The sequence below is a fragment of the Allobosea sp. Tri-44 genome (assembly GCF_004123845.1).
Lineage (GTDB): Bacteria > Pseudomonadota > Alphaproteobacteria > Rhizobiales > Beijerinckiaceae > Allobosea.
Map to the genome: position 1 here is coordinate 127,906 of NZ_NBDP01000007.1, position 16,185 is coordinate 144,090.

Genomic DNA, 16,185 nt, shown 5'->3' on the forward strand with positions numbered 1-16,185 from the left:
GGCCGCCTTTCCCATTCCAGGGCCAGCGGCGACCTACATCACAGCCGGCCCGCGGCCGTCGTATTCGGCGTCCGAGACCTTATCGAGCCAGTCGACAACCTTGCCGTCCAGAGCCTCCTGCACGGCGATATGGGTCATCGCCGTCTCCGGCCCGGCGCCGTGCCAGTGCTTCTCGCCCGGCGGGAACCAGACCACGTCGCCAGGCCTGATCTCCTCGACCGGGCCACCCCAGCGCTGCACCCTGCCAAAGCCCGCCGTGACGACCAGCGTCTGGCCAAGCGGATGCGTGTGCCAGGCGGTGCGAGCTCCCGGTTCGAAGGTGACGCTGGCGCCCTGCACGCGCTCGGGCGCATGCGGATTGAACAGCGGATCGATGCGGACAGTGCCGCTGAACCAGTCGCTCGGGCCTTTCGCCGAAGCCCTTGTCCCGGCGCGGATGATGTTCATGGTGTCTCCTTAGGCCTGCGTTCGCGAGCGAATTCGATGCCGGCACTCTAGGATGCTTTCGCTCAGGGCTGCACCGTCATTGCGAGCGCAGCGAAGCAACCCAGGGCGGCAGCGCTCTACGATTCCTGGATTGCTTTGTCGGCTGCGCCTCCTCGCAATGACGGCTCTGCGATCCAAGTCATTTCAGTCTCAATGGAAATCGCGCGACTTCGGCAGGATGCGGACATTGCGCGGGTGGCGCGCCCGCGGAATCTGCGGATGCTGGAACTCGTCGGCACGGGTCAGCACGATCTCGGCGCGATGGGTGTCGGATAGGCTGAGCAGCTCGGCCGAGCGATCGACGACGCGCTTCGCCATCAGGTGGATCACGTTCTCCGGGCTTTTCTGTACCCTGCCCTCGACGAGGAGCAGCCGCGCCGCCATGACCTCGCGGCGAAAACGCTCGAAATCGCGAGCCCAGAGCACGACATTGGTGATGCCGGTCTCATCCTCCAGCGTGATGAAGATGGCATTGCCCTTGCCGGGGCGCTGCCGCACCAGCACGACGCCGGCGACGCTGGCCCAGGTCCCGTCGCGCATAGCTGACATCTGCTCGCAGCTCGCGATGCGCTCGCGGGCGAAGCGAGGGCGCAGCAGGCCCATCGGATGGCCTTTCAGCGAGAGCCGAGCCGTCTGGTAATCGGCGACGACATGCTCGGCGAGGGGCATAGCAGGCAGTGCAGCGGCCTGCTCAGAGCCGAGCTCGCGTGCCTGCGCGGCCTCGAACAATGGCAGCGCTGCGTCATCCGGCAGGCGGCGCACCGCCCAGAGCGCTTCGCGTCGGTCGAGCCCGAGCGAGCGGAAGGCGTCGGCATCGGCGAGCAGGCGCATGGCACGGGCCGGCAAATGGGCGCGGCGGGCGAGTTCCTCGACATCGCGATAGGGCTCGCCGCGCGCCGCGACGAGGCGCTCGGCCCAGTCCTGCTTGAAGCCGTCGAGCTGGCGCAGGCCGAGGCGCAGCGCCCAGGGGCTTTTCCAGCCCGGCCCTCCCCGCTCCAGCAGATTGTCCCAGGCGCTGGAGTTGACGTCGATCGGACGCGGCTCGACGCCGCCATTCTCCTGCGCCTCCCGAACGATCTGGGCCGGGGCGTAAAAGCCCATGGGCTGCGAGTTCAGCAGCGCCGCGGCGAAGATCGCCGGGTGGTGGCATTTCAGCCAGGAGGAGACATAGACCAGCTTGGCGAAGGAGGCGGCGTGGCTTTCGGGAAAGCCATAGCTGCCGAAGCCCTTGATCTGCTCGAAGCAGCGCTGGGCGAAGTCGCGCTCATAGCCACGCCCGACCATGCGCTCGACCATCATCGCCTCGTAATTGCCGATGGTGCCGGCATTGCGGAAGGTCGCCATCGCCTTGCGCAGGCCGTTGGCCTCGATGTCGCTGAACTTCGCCGCGACCATGGCCAGCCGCATCGCCTGCTCCTGGAAGAGCGGGACGCCCTCCGTCTTGTTGAGGACCTCGAAGAGCTCGTCGGGCCGGCCATGCTCCGGCGCGGGTGACGGATAGGTCACGTCCTCGATCCCGGCCCGCCGCTTCAGATAGGGGTGCACCATATTGCCCTGGATCGGGCCGGGGCGGACGATCGCGACCTGGATGACGAGGTCATAGAGCTTTCGTGGCTTCAGGCGCGGCAACATGTTGATCTGCGCCCGGCTTTCGACCTGGAAGACGCCGAGCGACTTGCCCTCGCAAAGCATGTCGTAGGTCGCCTCGTCGTCCTGCGGGACATCCGCGAGCCCCAGATCGATACCCTCTTTATCGCGCAGCAGATCGAAGGCCTTGCGGATGCAGGTCAGCATGCCCAATGCGAGCACATCGACCTTCATCAGGCCGACAGCGTCGATGTCGTCGCGGTCCCATTCGATGAAGGTGCGGTCGTCCATCGCGGCATTGCCGATCGGCACGGTCTCGTCCAGGCGCTCGCGCATCAGCACGAAGCCGCCGACATGCTGCGAGAGATGGCGCGGGAAGCCGAGCAGGCGCACGGCGAACCGCACCGCCTGCGCGATCACCGGATTATCGGGATCGAGCCCGGCCTGGCGGATCTGGCTGCGGGTGATGTCGGAGCCCCAGCTGCCCCATTGCGTTGAGGCGAGGCGAGCGGTGACGTCCTCGGTCAGCCCCAGCGCCTTGCCGGCCTCGCGCATGGCGCTGCGCGGCCGGTAATGGATCACGGTCGCGGCGATGCCAGCGCGAGTGCGACCATATCGTTCATAGATCCACTGGATCACCTCCTCGCGCCGCTCATGCTCGAAATCGACGTCGATATCGGGCGGTTCACGCCGCTCGGTCGAGATGAAGCGCTCGAACAGCACGTCGCTTTCGGCCGGATTCACGGCGGTGATGCCGAGCACGTAGCAGACGGCGGAATTGGCGGCAGAGCCCCGGCCCTGACAGAGGATGCCCCGGCTTTCGGCGAAATCGACGATCTGGCGGATGGTCAGGAAATAGCGGGCGTATTCGAGCTTACCGATCAGGGCGAGCTCCTTGGCCAGCAGATCGCGCACCTTCGCCGGCACACCGTCCGGGTAGCGGACTTCGCCACATTTCCGGACGAGTTCCTCCAGCCAGGCTTGAGGCTCCCAGCCGGGCGGCACCGGCTCGTCCGGGTATTCGTATTTCAACTCGCCCAGATCGAATGCGATACGGCCGAGCAGATGCTGCGTCTCTGCGATCGCCTCGGGCGCCTCCTTGAAGAGCCGGGCCATCTCCTGCGGCGCCTTCAAATGGCGCTCGGCATTGGCCTCGAGCAGGCGGCCGGCCTTGTCGATCGTCGTGCCCTCGCGGATGCAGGTCAGCAGGTCCTGCAGGTCGCGCTGCTCGGGCGCGTCATAGAGCACATCGTTGGTGGCGATCAGCGGGGTGCGGGTCGGCGCGGCGATACTTTTAAGCCGGGCGTGGCGGCGGCGATCGTCGCCGCGGCGTGACATGCTGGCGGCGAGCCAGACCGCGCCGGGCGCGGCCTCGTCGAGGCGGGACAGCAGCGCAGGCAGGCCGTCGAGCCGACGCTCCGGCATGACGATCAACAGGAGGTCGCGGGCATCGTGCAGGAGGTCGTCGAAATTGAGGATGCACTCGCCCTTGCCGCCGCGCAGATTGCCGGTCGTCAGCAGGCGGCAGAGCCGGCCCCAGCCGGCGCGGTTGGCAGGATAGACGACGATGTCAGGCGTACCGTCGGCGAAGACGAGGCGGCTGCCGGTGACGAGCTTGAAGGCTTTTGCCATCGCCTGGAGCTGCGGCAAGGTGAAGGGCAAATCGGCGAAGGCCGGGTTCTCGACCCAGATGTATTCGCCGGGGCTGCCGCCCTCGCGGATTTTCTCGGGGGCGAGCACCCCATCCTCGCGCAGATCGCGCAGCGCGATCCAGGCCCGCACCACGCCGGCGACCGTGTTGCGGTCGGCGATGCCGAGGCCGCTCTGGCCGAGCAGCAGCGCGGTCATCACCAGGTTCGGCCCGGGCGAGGCTCCGCGCAGGAAGGAGAAATTACTCGCGGCGACGGGCTCGGCATATGCGGTCATGGCTGCGCATCGCCAGTATGCGGGAACCGCCACCTGTCCTCTCCCCCCTTGTGGGGGAGAGCTAGAGAGGGGGGTAGACAGCGGTGCAGCTGTGAGAATTGCAGAACCCGAGCGCCAGCAAGGGAAGCGTCGCGGGTGGCATACCCCCCTCCCCAACCCTCCCCCACAAGGGGGGAGGGAGCCAGGTAGTGCCCAGTCCTAAGGAGAGCATAGACGGTCATGCGAACAGCCCGTGCAGATACCAGCGCGGCGCGGTCGTCTCGCGGCCATAGAGGCCCGCGCGGAAGAGCCAGAAACGGCGCCCCTGCGCATCCTCGACGCGGTAATAGTCGCGCGTGTGTTCGCCGGGCCCGTCGCGCCACCAGTCCGGCGCGATCCGCTCCGGCCCCTCGGCCCGGGCGATCTCGTGCAGAACGCGCCGCCAGCGAAAGCGCAAGGGCGGGCCATCCGGCACCTCGGCCAGGGTCTCGACCGGCTGGGGCGGTTCGAAGAGCTGGAGCGGGCGGGCCGGCGGCTCGTCCGGCTGCGAAATGGGCCAGGGTGCCGCGTCCGCCTTGCCGGACGCGGCCGGAACCAGCGCAGCTTCGCGCTCGGGCTGATGGCTGTCCTGCGCAACGAAACGCAGCACGCGCTCGCGGCCGAAGCGGGCGACCAGCCGGTCGATCAGATCGGCGACCGCCTCCTCCTCGACGGCGCGCCCGTCGAGGCTCGCCTGCGGCGTCCCGAGCGGCTCGCAGACCAGCACCCCGAGTCTGATCGCGTCGAAGCCGAAGCCGGGATCGAGCGGATCGGCCAGACTGTCGATGCGCTCGCGATAGAGCCGCAGGATCGCGGCCACGTCGCGCGAGGGCCGGCCGGTCTCCAGCGCCAGCCGGCGCACGGCACCATCGCTGCGAAAGAAGCTGATCTCGAAGGCCCGCCCGCCCTCGCCGCGCGCTTCGAGCAGGCGCCCGGCCTCGCCGAGCAGGCGGGCGACGATCTGCTCAAGCCCGTCGGTATCCTGCAGCGGATCGGGGAAATGCCGCTCGACCACGCAATCGGGCGGCGGCCGCAAGGGCGTGATCCGGGCATCCTCATGGCCGAGGATGCGGCGCAAACGCGTGACGAGCGCCTCGCCGAAGCGGGCGGCGAGCGTGTGCGAGGGCCGGCCGGCGAGATCGCCCAGTGTCTTCAGCCCGGCGCGCGACAGGGCGATCACCGTCTCCGGCGAAGCCTCCAATGCCGAGACCGGCAGCGGCAGCGTTCGTTGCTCATCCTCGCCGGGGAGCGAAATGGCGCAGCGGCCGAAGCGAGAGAGGGCGCGAGCCGCCTCCGGCGTGCCGGCGATACTGGCGAAGACGGTGAGGCCCAGCCAGTCCATGCTCTGGCCGACCCGCTGGCGCAGGGCCGCCTCGCCGCCGAAGAGATGGGCGCAGCCGGTGATGTCGAGCACGAGCCCGTGCGGCGGATCGAGCGCGACGAGCGGGGTGAAGCGGTCGCAGAGTGCCGCAAGCCATTCGATCAGGCGCTGGTCGGTGGCCGGATCGGCCTCGACCACCGCCAGCTCCGGGATGCGGGCGCGGGCATCGGCCAAGGTCAAGCCGCGGGTCAGGCCGAGCCGAACGGCACGAATGTCGCAATCGGCGAGGCGCAGCGCGCCGCGATCCTTCTCGACCAGGACGAGCGGGCGCTCATCCGGCCCGGCGGAGCCCCGCCGGCGCAGGCGCTCGCTCGCCAGATAGGGAAACCAGAGGGCGAGATAGCGGCGCTGCATCCCTTCTGCCTCCCTCGCTCCCGATCCTGTCCCGGAAACATCGTTCGTCACGGTTCCACTCCACACGCCACTCACGCTCACCAAGGCCGCCGCGATGGCGCAGCAGCCGTAATCCGAAGGCGGGATCGCCCGGCGCCTGCGCCTCCCGCGCCCGCGATGGCAGGGCCCGTACCTGCCAGCGCGTGCTGGCGGCGCTGGGCTCCGGCTCAGCCGCCACCCGCAGCAGCAGGGTCAGGACGCCGGAGGCCTCCGCCGCCAGCGCCAGGCGGCGGCTGGCGGTCAGGTCGAACTGGCGCGGCGCACCCCAGGGCTCGATCAGCGTCGCGCCCAGCGCGGCGCAGCGCGCCGCCTCTGCGCCTGCCCGCAGCGCCCCCTCGCCGTCCCTGACCCTGACCAGCAGGATCTGCGAGGGATCGAGCCCGAGCTCGGCCAGGCCCGGCGGGTGCAGGCGCCCGGCCTCGGCGTCGAGGAAATCCTGCCGGACCCAGAGCACGGGCCGCGATCCGGCGGCGCGCAGGGCCAGGGCCGCGGCGAACCCCGTGGCGGCGGGAAGGTCGGCTCCAGCCGAGGCGTAAACCTCATGCAAGGCAGCGCGCGCGATACCGCCACCCAGCGGCTCGTCCAGCGAGGATGTTCCGAAGGCAACTCGCTCTACCGGCGAAAGCTCGCGCGCCAGCCCCGCCAGAGCGAGGCTCTGCCGCAGGGCAGCCAGAGAACGGGTGGATGCATCGGCCATCGGAATGTATGTTCACTTTTTGTTCCAAACATAAAGCGACTCCAAACCGCTCCGGAGTCAAGCCCGCATCTGCTCCCGCTTGCCTGCGAGCGCCTCGCTGCTGTCATATCAGGGCAAACCGGATCGCTTATCAGCTGCGCGCCGCCCACCCCGCGGCCTCGCCTGGAGACCGCCATGAGTTCGGGACTGTTCGCCCTTCTCGACGACGTCGCAGCCCTGGCCAAGGTCGCCGCGGCCGCGCTCGACGATGCCGCTGCGCAAGCAACCAAAGCCGGCGCCAAGGCGGCCGGCATCGTCATCGACGATGCCGCGGTGACGCCGCGCTATGCCGTCGGCTTCGCGGCTGAGCGCGAATTGCCGATCATCGGCAAGATCGCGCTCGGCTCGCTGAAGAACAAGCTGCTCTTCCTCTTGCCGGCGGCGCTGGTGCTCAGCCTCGTCGCACCCTGGGCGATCACGCCGCTGCTGATGGCGGGCGGCGCCTATCTCTGCTTCGAGGGCTTCGAGAAGGTCTACGAACTCGTCGTGCCGCATGCGCATCATGACGAGATCACCGGCGAGGGCGGCACCGACATCCTCGACGCCAAGCAGCTCGAGGAGCAGAAGATCGCCGGCGCGATCAAGACCGACTTCATCCTCTCGGCCGAAATCATGGCGATCACGCTCGCCGGCGTCACCGCCTCCTCCTTCTGGATGCAGGCTTTGGTGCTGGCCGTGGTCGGGCTCGGCATGACCGTGCTGGTCTACGGTGTCGTCGCCCTGATCGTGAAGGCCGACGATGCCGGCGTCGCGCTGGCACGCAGCGGCCTTCTGCCGATCCGGCTCATCGGCCGCGGCCTCGTCACCGGCATGCCGCCCTTCCTCAAGGTGCTGAGCGCGGTCGGCACGGCGGCGATGCTCTGGGTCGGCGGCGGCATCATCATCCACGGCCTCGCCGGCTACGGGCTCGCCGGGATCGAACATGTCATCCACGATACCGCCGTCGCGGTCGGACGCGCCTGGCCGGCGCTTACGGGCGTGCTCGAATGGCTGACGACCGCAGCCGCCTCCGCAGTGTTCGGGCTCATCGTCGGCGGGCTTTGCCTTGTCGGCATGCACTTCATCGTCGAGCCCATACTGAAGGCCCGGCGCGGCAGCGGCGGGAAGCCGGCAGCCCTGCCGGAAAAGCAGACCCACTAGGCAGCAACGGAACACATAGCGGCCTGAAATCTGCTAGAGCCGGCAACCGGCCCGGCTCGCGGGCCGCGGTGCCCTCATGCTGCAATTCCTCGCCACCAGCACGCCCTTCTTCGCGGTGATCGCGCTCGGCGCCTTCACCGCCTGGCGCGGGCTGTTCAGCGCCGATGCGGTCAGGGTGTTCAACACCTTCGCCTTCATGGTGGCGACGCCGGCGATGGTGCTGCGGGTGATGTCGCGCCAGCCGATCGCGGAATTGTGGAACGGCGTCTTCTTCGCCGCGCTGGCGCTGATCGGGGTCGCGGTGCTCGCCCTCGCCATCGTGCTGCAGCGCCGCCTGCTCGGCCTGCCCTTCCCCAACGCCGTGTCGCGGGGCCAAGCGCTGGTCGGCGGCAATTTCGCCTTTCTAGGCATCCCGCTGATGCTCGCCTTCCTCGGCGACAGTGCGGCGGCGCCGATCGCGATCGGCCTGATCTGCGATACGGCCCTGATCGTGCCGCTCTCGATCGGCCTGATCGAGGCCGGGCGCGGCCAGGGCTCGCCGCTTTCAATCGCGCTCAGGCTCGTCCGCGGCACGATCGTCAACCCGTTCATGCTCTCGATCCTGGCCGGGATCGCCCTGTCGCTGAGCGGGCTTGCCCTGCCGGAGCCGGTCGACCGTTTCCTGCTCTTCCTCGGCGCGTCGGCGGCCCCGGTCGGCGTCTTCGCGCTCGGCATCGCCGCCTTCCAGTGGAGCCGCGAGGGCAAGCTGCCTTTGCGCGGCGTGCTGCCACTGGTCGTCGGAAAGCTCGTCCTGCATCCCTTGCTGACCTGGGTGGTGCTGGCGCTGGTCCTGAAGCTCGATCCGTTCTGGGTCCAGGCCGGCGTGCTCTATGCGGCACTGCCAATCGCAGCCAATGTCTTCGTCATCTCCGAACGCTTCAACACCGGCAGCCGCCCGATCGCGGCTGCGATCGTGATTTCTACCGCCGCCGCAGCCCTCACCTTCCCGCTAGCGATCTGGCTGATCTCGCCCTGACCCGCCGTCGACACGCCCGAAACTGCCCGTCAGGAAACTTTCATGCCGAGCCAGCTCTTCCAGCCCTTCGATCTGGGCGGCCTTCATCTGGCAAACCGGATCGTGATCGCGCCGATGTGCCAGTATTCGGCTGAAGAAGGTTCGGCCACCGACTGGCACCTGATCCATCTCGGAAACCTCGCTCTGTCGGGCGCCGGGCTCCTGATCATCGAGGCGACGGCGGTCGAGCCGGAGGGACGGATCAGCCCTGACGATCTTGGCCTGTGGAGCGACGCGAACGAGGCAGCGCTGGCACGCGTGATTGAGGCGGTCCGGCGCCATTCCGACATGCCGATCGGCATCCAGCTCGGCCATGCCGGCCGCAAGGCCTCGGTCCATTCCCCCTGGACCGGCGGCGGGCAGCGCCCGCTCGACGATCGTGGCTGGCAAACGCTCGCCCCCTCGGCCCTGCCGATGCAGGCCAAGGACCGGCCGCCGCTGCCACTCGACGCGGCCGGTTTGAAGCGAATCCGCGAGGCCTTCGTCGCGACGGCGCGCCGGGCGGTTAGGCTCGGCCTGCAGGCGATCGAGCTCCATTGCGCCCATGGCTACCTGCTGCACCAGTTCCTGTCGCCGCTGGCGAACCAGCGCGACGATGCCTATGGTGGCTCGCTGGAGAACCGGATGCGCTTCCCGCTCGAGGTTTTCGACGCCGTGCGTGAAGCGGTTCCGGCGACGATCCCGGTCGGCGTGCGCGTCTCCGGGACCGACTGGGTCGAGGGCGGCTGGGACATCGCGCAGACCATCTCCTTCTGTGAGGCGCTGAAGGCGCGCGGCGTCAGCTTCGTCCATGTCTCCAGCGGCGGGGTCTCGGCCGCGCAGCAGATCGCGCTTTCACCCGGCTACCAGGTGCCGCTGGCCCGGGCAGTGAAGGCGGCGACCGGCCTGCCGACCATCGCCGTCGGCCTGATCATCGACTACGAGCATGCCGAGGCGGTCGTCGCCGGCGGCGATGCCGACATGGTCGCGCTGGCGCGCGGCATCCTCTACGAGCCGCGCTGGCCCTGGCATGCCGCCGCCCATCTCGGTGCCAGCGTCAAGGCACCGAAGCAGTATCTGCGCTCGCAGCCGAGCCGCTATCGCAACCTGTTTGAAAGCTGAGAGCTAGGCGATCTCAATCGCCCGGCTGCGCCCCGTCATAGCCGCCGATGATGACGAGATCGACCGCGCCGACCTTGGCGAGGTGCTGCACCGCCGCCTGGTATTCCGGCGATTCGTAGCAGGCCCGCGCCGTCGCCTCGTCCTTGAACTCGATGACGACGTTGTGCTTGCGGCCCTCGCCGCGGGCGAGCTTGTACTCGCCGCCGCGGACAAGGAACTTGCCGCCGTATTTGGCGAAGGCGATGGCGTTGAGCGAGCGGTAGGTCGCGTATTCCGACTCGTTCTGCACATCAAGGCGGGCGATCCAGTAGCCTTTCGCCATGGTCACACGCCCTCGACCGCAACGAGATCGATCTCGCCGGCGCCCTCGCGCAGCTTGCGCGCCTCGGCATATTCGGCCGAGAGCAGATAGGCCTTCGCCGTAGCAAAGTCGGGGAATTCGAGGATGACGTTGCGGGCCCGGCCTTCGCCCTCGCCGACCGTCATCTGGCCGCCGCGCACCAAAGGCGTGCCGCCATATTGCCTGATCGCCTCGGAAGCCTTCGCGGCATAGGCCGCCCATTGCGTCGCATTGGTCACCTTGGCGCGACCGATCACATATCCCTTGGGCATTGCCGTATCCGTATCCGGTGAAAGGAGCGGCAGACTAAGCGGCGCCCGCAATCTCGTCCATGACCGCAGCCGCCGCTGCACGCGGGTCAGCCGCGCGAATGATGGGACGCCCGACGACGAGATGATCGGCGCCGGCGCGGATCGCCTCGGCCGGGGTCAAGGTGCGCTTCTGGTCGCCGACGGCGCTGCCGGCCGGGCGAATGCCCGGCGTGACGATCACCATGTCGGGGCCAATGACGCCGCGCACGATCTCGGTCTCGGCGGCGGAGCAGACGATGCCGTCAACGCCGGCGGTGCGCGCCTGCTGGGCCCGCATGCGCACGAGATCGCGCACCGCGAGCCCATAGCCGGCATCCTTCAAGTCGCCATCGTCATAGGAAGTCAGGGCAGTGACGGCGAGCAGCTTCAGCGCCGCTTCGCCGCGCCCCTCGACCGCGCCGCGCATGGTCTGCGGATAGGCGTGCACGGTGAGGAAGGTGACGCCGAGTTTGGTCAGCGATTCCACACCCTCGGTGACGGTGTTGCCGATGTCGTGCAGCTTGAGGTCGAGAAAGACCTTCTTGCCTTCGATCACCAACTGACGGGCGAGGTCGAGCCCGCCGGCGAAAGCGAGCCGGTAGCCGATCTTGTAGAAGCTCGCCCCGTCACCCAGCGTGGACACGATGCGGTAGGCGTCCCAGACAGTCGGCACATCGAGCGCGACGATCATGCGGTCCCGGAGATCGTTGATCTTCTGCGTCATCGTCCTGCCCTCCTCGCTGCCCGGCGGGGATGGCGCACGATTCGAGAGGTGATGCAAGGATTTCCGTTGCAGGAGCAGGCTTTGCGACGCCTGCGAGCTTACTCGCGGCCGCCCGTCAGCGCCTGCGCGAAGACCTGGGTCCAGACGTCCGGCGGCTGGGCGCCGGAGACCGCGAGCTTGCCGTCAACGATGAAGAAGGGCACGCCGGTGACGCCGACCTTCTGGGCGTGCGCCTCGAGCCCGATCACGGTCTCGCGCAGCTCGTCATTAGACAACTCGTCGCGCGCCGCCTGCTCGTCGAAGCCTTGCTCGCCGGCGATCGCGACCAGCGTCTCGATATCGCCGATATCGCGCCCGTCCTGCCAATAGGCCTTGAACAGCGCCGCGGTCATCTCGCTGCCGCGCTGCACGGTCGCGGCGGCGGCGACGAGCATATGCGCCATGCGGGTGTTGACGCTCTTCGTCACCTTCGCCCAATTGAAGGTGACGCCGCTCTCCAGCGCCGCCTCGGACAGGCGCAGTTCGATCTCGCGGCGCTTGCCGGGGCCGAACTTGGCGTCGAGATAGGCCGTGCGGTCCATGCCTTCCGCCGGCATCTCCGGGTTGAGCTCATAGGGCAGCCAGGTGATGGCGACGCGCTCGGTGAGGTTGTGGTTGGCGAGCGCCGTCTCGAGCCGGGTCTTGCCGATGAAGCACCAGGGGCAGGCGATGTCGGAGACGATCGCGAGCGGCAGCTTATCTTGCATGGTGGTCTCCTTAGACCTTGCGGACTGCACGGCCATAGCCGGCCAGCGTCGCATCGGCGGTTAGCAATATCATGCCCTCGACCATTGCCTGGGCAATCAACAGACGATCGAATGGGTCCTTATGGTGCGCCGGCAGCGCTTCGAGCGCGATCGCATGCTCACCGGTAACCGATACCTCGCGATAGCCGCTGCCCAGAAGGCCACGGCGCAGCGAACTCAGATCGACCGAGAAATCGCTTCGTCCAAGCGCATTCTTGATCGCGATTTCCCACAGCCCGACGACACTGTAAGCGATCTCGTTATTGGGAGCGGCGATAAGCTCCATCGCTTCTTTGGATAGCATGTGCGACTTGCCGGCCGTCCAGAGCAGGAGATGCGTATCCAGCAAGAGCTTCACGAACGACCTTCGAACATGTCGATGATGACGTCGGCGCCCATCGTATCGAAATCGTCAGGGACCTGGATTTCCCCATCCATGAAGCCGATCCGCTTCGCGACCCGGCGCTCGGCTTCATCGAGCGGCACGAGCTTGACCATCGGCTTGCCAGCCTTGGCGATGACGACGCTCTCCCCCTTCGACACCTGCTCGACCAGGCGCGAGAGATTGGTCTTGGCCTCGTGAATGTTCACCGTCTTCATATCGGCTCCCGAACTTAGTCCATCGGACTTAGTCTACTGCTTTCGCCCTTGAAATGAAATCGCGACTTATGTCGGCGGATAGGCATGGCGGTCGCCATGGCGATCCTCCGCGACGCCTTGCGCGCCGGGCGTCTCGCAGCCCGAAAGGAAGGCGGGTCCGACCGGAATCTTGCCGGCCCCACCGGGGATGTCGAGGATATAGGTCGGCTGGCACAGTCCGGAAAGGTTGCCGCGCAGGCTTTTGACGAGCGCCTGCCCCTCCGCCAGCGAGAGCCGGAAATGGCTGGTGCCCGGCGCGAGATCGGGATGGTGCAGGTAATACGGCTTGACCCGGTTCTCGACGAAGGCGCGCATCAGCGCCGACAGCGTCTCGACATCGGCATTGACCCCTTTGAGCAGCACACTCTGGCTGACAAGGACATGGCCGGCGTCGACCAGACGTTCCAGCGCAGCCTTCGCGTCCCCGGTGAACTCGCGCGGATGGTTGGCGTGGACGGCGATATAGCTCGCCTTGCCGGGAATGCGCAGCGCGCGGGCATAGTCCACGGTGATGCGCTCGGGCTGCACCATCGGCACGCGCGTATGCCAGCGCGCCACCTTGATGTGGGGGATCGCGGCGAGACGCTTTGCGATCTCGCGCACACGCCGGGCCGAGAGGATCAGCGGGTCGCCGCCGGTCATGATCACCTCCCAGATTTCCGGCCGGGAGGCGAGATAGGCGAGCGCGGCATCGAGCTTGTCGCCAGTCAGCGCATCGCCGCCGGGGCCGACCATCTCGCGGCGAAAGCAGAAGCGGCAATAGACCGGGCAGGCATGGACCAGCTTGAGCAGGGCCCGGTCCGGATAGCGGTGGACGACGCCCTCGACCGGCGAGTGCGCCTCGTCGCCGATCGGGTCGGCCAGCTCCTCCGGCAGCGTTTCAAGCTCGGCCGGTGCAGGAATGAACTGGCGCGCGATCGGGTCGGTTTCGTCGGACGGATCGATCAGTGCCGCGATCGCCGGCGTCACCGAGACGGCATAGCGCCTGGCGACCTCGGCCAAAGCCTCACGCCGTTCGGGCAAGACGAGACCGCGCTCGACGAGAGCGTCGACCGTCCTGAGCGGCTGGCCGGGCAGCTGGTGGATCGTCATCGCCCTCCCCTGCCCGGTTCCGCGACCGGCGTCCAGAGTACATCCTCGATCCGGCGCGCGCCCGTGCAGAGCATGACCAGCCGGTCGAAGCCGAGCGCAATGCCCGAGGCCTGCGGCATCAGCACGAGCGCTGCGAGGAAGTCCTCGTCGATCGGATAGCGCTCGCCATAGATGCGCTGCTTCTCGTCCATGTCAGCCTCGAAACGGCGGCGCTGCTCGTCCGGATCGGTCAGCTCGCCGAAGGCATTGGCGAGCTCGACGCCGCAGGCATAGAGCTCGAAACGCTCGGCGACACGCGGATCGCCCGGTTTGGGGCGTGCCAGCGCCGCCTCGGAGATCGGGTATTCGCACAGGATGGTGGCGCGGCCGCGGCCGAGCTGCGGATCGATTTTCTCGGACAGGATGCGGCTGAAGATGTCGGACCAGCTGTCGTCCCCGGCGAGGCGGATGCCGGTGGCCAGGGCCTGCGCGGCCAGCGCCCCACGATCGGTCGCGCCATCTCCGGCGAGCGTCGCCATCAGGTCGATGCCAGCATGGCGAGCGAAGGCTTCGTGCAGCGTCAGCCGCTCGGGCTCGGCGAAGGGGTCGACTTCGTTGTCGCGCCAGCGCAGGACCGCGGTGCCAGCAGCACGCGCAGCCTCGGCCAGCAGCGCGACGCAGTCCCGCATCAGCGCCTCGTAGCCTTCTCCCGCCCGATACCATTCCAGCATGGTGAACTCGGGATGGTGCAGCGCTGTGCGCTCGCGATTGCGGAAGACGCGGGCGAAATCGAAGATGCGCGGCTCGCCGGCCGCCAACAGCTTCTTGGCGGCGAATTCCGGCGAGGTGTGCAGATAATAGGGATGGCCGGCGCCGGTATCGTCGACCAGCGTGGTGGCAAAGCCGTGCAGATGCGTCTCGTTACCTGGTGAGAGTTGCAGGATCGCCGCCTCGACCTCGATGAAGTCACGCGCCTCGAACCAGCGCCGCAGCGCCGCCTTGATCCGCCCACGCGCCAGCAGTGCCGGACGCCGGTCAGCATGGATGTCCGGTCGCCAGAAGGGCGGGAGCGTCTCGCTCATCGAGCCTCGCTGCGCTGAAAGCCTGCACAAACGGCCTGCGCGCTTCCGTTTGCGCCCCGAATGCGGTAGTGGCGCGGCACAGGAATTCGCATAGCGCGCGGACAGGGCCCGCGCCAGCCAAGGAAATCGCACGTGGTCAAGGTCATCGCCTCCTCCGTCCGCAAGGGCAACGTTCTCGATCTCGACGGGCATCTCTGCACCGTCATCTCGGCCGAGAGCTTCTTCCCGGGCAAGGGCACGCCGACGACGCAGATCGACATGCGTCGCATCTCCGACGGCGTGAAGATGACCCAGCGCTACAAGACGACCGAGCAGGTCGAGCGCGCCTATGTCGAGGATCGCGACTTCACCTATCTCTACCAGGACGGCGAGCAATACGTCTTCATGAACCCCGAGACCTACGACCAGATCCCTGTCGACGGCGGCGTGGTCGGCGACATGGCGCCCTACCTCCAGGAAGGCATGAAGGTCTCGCTCTCGGTGTTCGAGGACCGGGCCGTCGCGATCGAGCTGCCGCAGCGCATCACCTGCGAGGTCGCCGAGACCGAGCCGGTGACCAAGGGCCAGACGGCCTCCTCCTCCTACAAGCCGGCGATCCTGACCAATGGCGTGCGCACCGCCGTGCCGCCGCATATCGGCCCCGGCACCCGGATCGTGGTGATGACTGCCGATGGCTCCTATGTCGAGCGCGCCAAGGACTGACGCCGGCGCCCGCTGACATCGGCGGGGAAAGGCTTATATCGGCAGACGCAGCGGGCCCTTTCCGGGCCCGTTTTCGTTGGTGAGGATTTCCGATGCCGCTTTCCGCCTATGCCGCCGTCTTCCCGGGTTTCATCCAGACCCTGAAGGCGCTCGACGCGATCCTCGACAAGGCGGGCTCTGAGGCGTCCGAGCGCAAGATCCAGCCGGAGGTGCTGCTGTCGAGCCGGCTTGCCCCGGACATGCTGTCCTTCACTCGGCAGATCCAGCTGATGTCGGATTTCGCCAAGAACGCCGCGGCGCGGGTCAGCGGAGCGGAAAACCCGCGCTTCCCTGACGAGGAGAAGAGCTTCGAGGAGCTGAAGGCGCGGATCGCGAAAACCCTCGACTTCATCGCCTCGGTCGACAAGGCGGCGCTCGACGCAGGGCTCGACAAGGACGTGACCTTCCCGCGCGGCCCTTCTGCCACCGTGACGATGAAGGGCGCCGACTACCTCACCCGCTTCGCCGTGCCGAACTTCTATTTCCACGCCACGACCGCCTACGACATCCTGCGCGAGAACGGCTTTCAGGTCGGCAAGCAGGATTTTCTCAAGGGCGTGTTCGACGCCTGAGTTGGCGTCGTCATTCCGGGGCGCTGCGCAGCAGCGAGCCCGGAATCCAGAACCACGACGCGTCTCCAATTCGTCATGCTCGCCCTCGTGGCGAGCATCCACGTCTTGAACACCTCATT

At 67.7% G+C, this 16,185-nt stretch carries 17 protein-coding genes; 5 read left to right on the plus strand and 12 right to left on the minus strand.

Annotated features, from left to right (window positions below):
- Window positions 1-33 precede the first annotated feature (33 nt).
- From B6S44_RS07070 to B6S44_RS07085, 4 genes are all read right to left on the minus strand, one after another.
- A complete protein-coding gene (locus B6S44_RS07070; protein WP_129156062.1) occupies window positions 34-447 on the minus strand; it encodes a (R)-mandelonitrile lyase in 414 nt (137 codons plus the stop codon).
- Between the two features lie 189 nt (window positions 448-636).
- On the minus strand, window positions 637-3,999 hold the full coding sequence (locus tag B6S44_RS07075) for an error-prone DNA polymerase (protein ID WP_129156063.1): 3,363 nt from the start codon (window positions 3,997-3,999) through the stop codon (window positions 637-639).
- Between the two features lie 217 nt (window positions 4,000-4,216).
- Complete coding sequence (locus B6S44_RS07080; RefSeq protein WP_129156064.1) at window positions 4,217-5,752, minus strand: Y-family DNA polymerase; 1,536 nt, start codon at window positions 5,750-5,752, stop codon at window positions 4,217-4,219.
- Window positions 5,670-6,488: an ImuA family protein gene (locus B6S44_RS07085; RefSeq protein ID WP_129156065.1), complete on the minus strand. Its 819-nt coding sequence runs from the start codon at window positions 6,486-6,488 to the stop codon at window positions 5,670-5,672. Before B6S44_RS07085 ends, B6S44_RS07080 begins: the two co-directional genes overlap by 83 nt.
- Window positions 6,489-6,662: 174 nt before the next feature.
- On the opposite strand from B6S44_RS07085, the gene B6S44_RS07090 reads away from it, so the two are divergent.
- The 3 genes from B6S44_RS07090 to B6S44_RS07100 all read left to right on the plus strand — a co-directional run bounded on the left by B6S44_RS07090 (window position 6,663) and on the right by B6S44_RS07100 (window position 9,822).
- Entirely contained in the window at window positions 6,663-7,667 is a 1,005-nt protein-coding gene (locus tag B6S44_RS07090) for a DUF808 domain-containing protein (RefSeq protein WP_129156066.1), read from the plus strand.
- Between the two features lie 76 nt (window positions 7,668-7,743).
- Window positions 7,744-8,682: an AEC family transporter gene (locus B6S44_RS07095; RefSeq protein WP_129156067.1), complete on the plus strand. Its 939-nt coding sequence runs from the start codon at window positions 7,744-7,746 to the stop codon at window positions 8,680-8,682.
- A gap of 42 nt (window positions 8,683-8,724) precedes the next feature.
- The gene (locus tag B6S44_RS07100) at window positions 8,725-9,822 is read left to right on the plus strand and encodes an NADH:flavin oxidoreductase/NADH oxidase (protein WP_129156068.1); all 1,098 of its coding nucleotides are present in this window, start codon (window positions 8,725-8,727) and stop codon (window positions 9,820-9,822) included.
- A 13-nt stretch (window positions 9,823-9,835) separates the two neighbouring features.
- Here B6S44_RS07100 and B6S44_RS07105 read toward each other — a convergent pair whose 3' ends face one another.
- From B6S44_RS07105 to epmA, 8 genes are all read right to left on the minus strand, one after another.
- Entirely contained in the window at window positions 9,836-10,144 is a 309-nt protein-coding gene (locus B6S44_RS07105) for a DUF1330 domain-containing protein (RefSeq protein ID WP_129156069.1), read from the minus strand.
- Between the two features lie 2 nt (window positions 10,145-10,146).
- On the minus strand, window positions 10,147-10,434 hold the full coding sequence (locus tag B6S44_RS07110; RefSeq protein ID WP_129156070.1) for a DUF1330 domain-containing protein: 288 nt from the start codon (window positions 10,432-10,434) through the stop codon (window positions 10,147-10,149).
- 34 nt (window positions 10,435-10,468) lie between these two features.
- Window positions 10,469-11,176 (minus strand): orotidine-5'-phosphate decarboxylase, encoded by a 708-nt coding sequence (pyrF, locus tag B6S44_RS07115; RefSeq protein ID WP_129156071.1) that lies wholly within the window; start codon window positions 11,174-11,176, stop codon window positions 10,469-10,471.
- 98 nt (window positions 11,177-11,274) lie between these two features.
- Window positions 11,275-11,922: a DsbA family oxidoreductase gene (locus B6S44_RS07120; protein WP_164985752.1), complete on the minus strand. Its 648-nt coding sequence runs from the start codon at window positions 11,920-11,922 to the stop codon at window positions 11,275-11,277.
- 10 nt (window positions 11,923-11,932) lie between these two features.
- Window positions 11,933-12,319: a type II toxin-antitoxin system VapC family toxin gene (locus B6S44_RS07125; RefSeq protein WP_129156073.1), complete on the minus strand. Its 387-nt coding sequence runs from the start codon at window positions 12,317-12,319 to the stop codon at window positions 11,933-11,935.
- Entirely contained in the window at window positions 12,316-12,561 is a 246-nt protein-coding gene (locus tag B6S44_RS07130; RefSeq protein ID WP_129156074.1) for a type II toxin-antitoxin system Phd/YefM family antitoxin, read from the minus strand. The genes B6S44_RS07125 and B6S44_RS07130 overlap by 4 nt, the downstream gene beginning before the upstream one ends.
- A gap of 66 nt (window positions 12,562-12,627) precedes the next feature.
- Complete coding sequence (locus tag B6S44_RS07135; protein ID WP_129156075.1) at window positions 12,628-13,692, minus strand: lysine-2,3-aminomutase-like protein; 1,065 nt, start codon at window positions 13,690-13,692, stop codon at window positions 12,628-12,630.
- On the minus strand, window positions 13,689-14,753 hold the full coding sequence (epmA, locus tag B6S44_RS07140; RefSeq protein ID WP_129156076.1) for an EF-P lysine aminoacylase EpmA: 1,065 nt from the start codon (window positions 14,751-14,753) through the stop codon (window positions 13,689-13,691). Before epmA ends, B6S44_RS07135 begins: the two co-directional genes overlap by 4 nt.
- 132 nt (window positions 14,754-14,885) lie before the next feature.
- On the opposite strand from epmA, the gene efp reads away from it, so the two are divergent.
- The gene (efp, locus tag B6S44_RS07145) at window positions 14,886-15,455 is read left to right on the plus strand and encodes an elongation factor P (RefSeq protein WP_129156077.1); all 570 of its coding nucleotides are present in this window, start codon (window positions 14,886-14,888) and stop codon (window positions 15,453-15,455) included.
- Window positions 15,456-15,547: 92 nt separating this feature from the next.
- Window positions 15,548-16,066 (plus strand): DUF1993 domain-containing protein, encoded by a 519-nt coding sequence (locus B6S44_RS07150; RefSeq protein WP_129156078.1) that lies wholly within the window; start codon window positions 15,548-15,550, stop codon window positions 16,064-16,066.
- Window positions 16,067-16,185: the final 119 nt, after the last annotated feature.

Bases quoted from the DNA above. Each gene is read 5' to 3' on its own strand.
- B6S44_RS07070 (WP_129156062.1), bottom strand. From the start codon at position 447: ATGAACATCATCCGCGCCGGGACAAGGGCTTCGGCGAAAGGCCCGAGC.
- B6S44_RS07075 (WP_129156063.1), bottom strand. From the start codon at position 3,999: ATGACCGCATATGCCGAGCCCGTCGCCGCGAGTAATTTCTCCTTCCTG.
- B6S44_RS07080 (WP_129156064.1), bottom strand. From the start codon at position 5,752: ATGCAGCGCCGCTATCTCGCCCTCTGGTTTCCCTATCTGGCGAGCGAG.
- B6S44_RS07085 (WP_129156065.1), bottom strand. From the start codon at position 6,488: ATGGCCGATGCATCCACCCGTTCTCTGGCTGCCCTGCGGCAGAGCCTC.
- B6S44_RS07090 (WP_129156066.1), top strand. From the start codon at position 6,663: ATGAGTTCGGGACTGTTCGCCCTTCTCGACGACGTCGCAGCCCTGGCC.
- B6S44_RS07095 (WP_129156067.1), top strand. From the start codon at position 7,744: ATGCTGCAATTCCTCGCCACCAGCACGCCCTTCTTCGCGGTGATCGCG.
- B6S44_RS07100 (WP_129156068.1), top strand. From the start codon at position 8,725: ATGCCGAGCCAGCTCTTCCAGCCCTTCGATCTGGGCGGCCTTCATCTG.
- B6S44_RS07105 (WP_129156069.1), bottom strand. From the start codon at position 10,144: ATGGCGAAAGGCTACTGGATCGCCCGCCTTGATGTGCAGAACGAGTCG.
- B6S44_RS07110 (WP_129156070.1), bottom strand. From the start codon at position 10,434: ATGCCCAAGGGATATGTGATCGGTCGCGCCAAGGTGACCAATGCGACG.
- pyrF (WP_129156071.1), bottom strand. From the start codon at position 11,176: ATGACGCAGAAGATCAACGATCTCCGGGACCGCATGATCGTCGCGCTC.
- B6S44_RS07120 (WP_164985752.1), bottom strand. From the start codon at position 11,922: ATGCAAGATAAGCTGCCGCTCGCGATCGTCTCCGACATCGCCTGCCCC.
- B6S44_RS07130 (WP_129156074.1), bottom strand. From the start codon at position 12,561: ATGAAGACGGTGAACATTCACGAGGCCAAGACCAATCTCTCGCGCCTG.
- B6S44_RS07135 (WP_129156075.1), bottom strand. From the start codon at position 13,692: ATGACGATCCACCAGCTGCCCGGCCAGCCGCTCAGGACGGTCGACGCT.
- epmA (WP_129156076.1), bottom strand. From the start codon at position 14,753: ATGAGCGAGACGCTCCCGCCCTTCTGGCGACCGGACATCCATGCTGAC.
- B6S44_RS07150 (WP_129156078.1), top strand. From the start codon at position 15,548: ATGCCGCTTTCCGCCTATGCCGCCGTCTTCCCGGGTTTCATCCAGACC.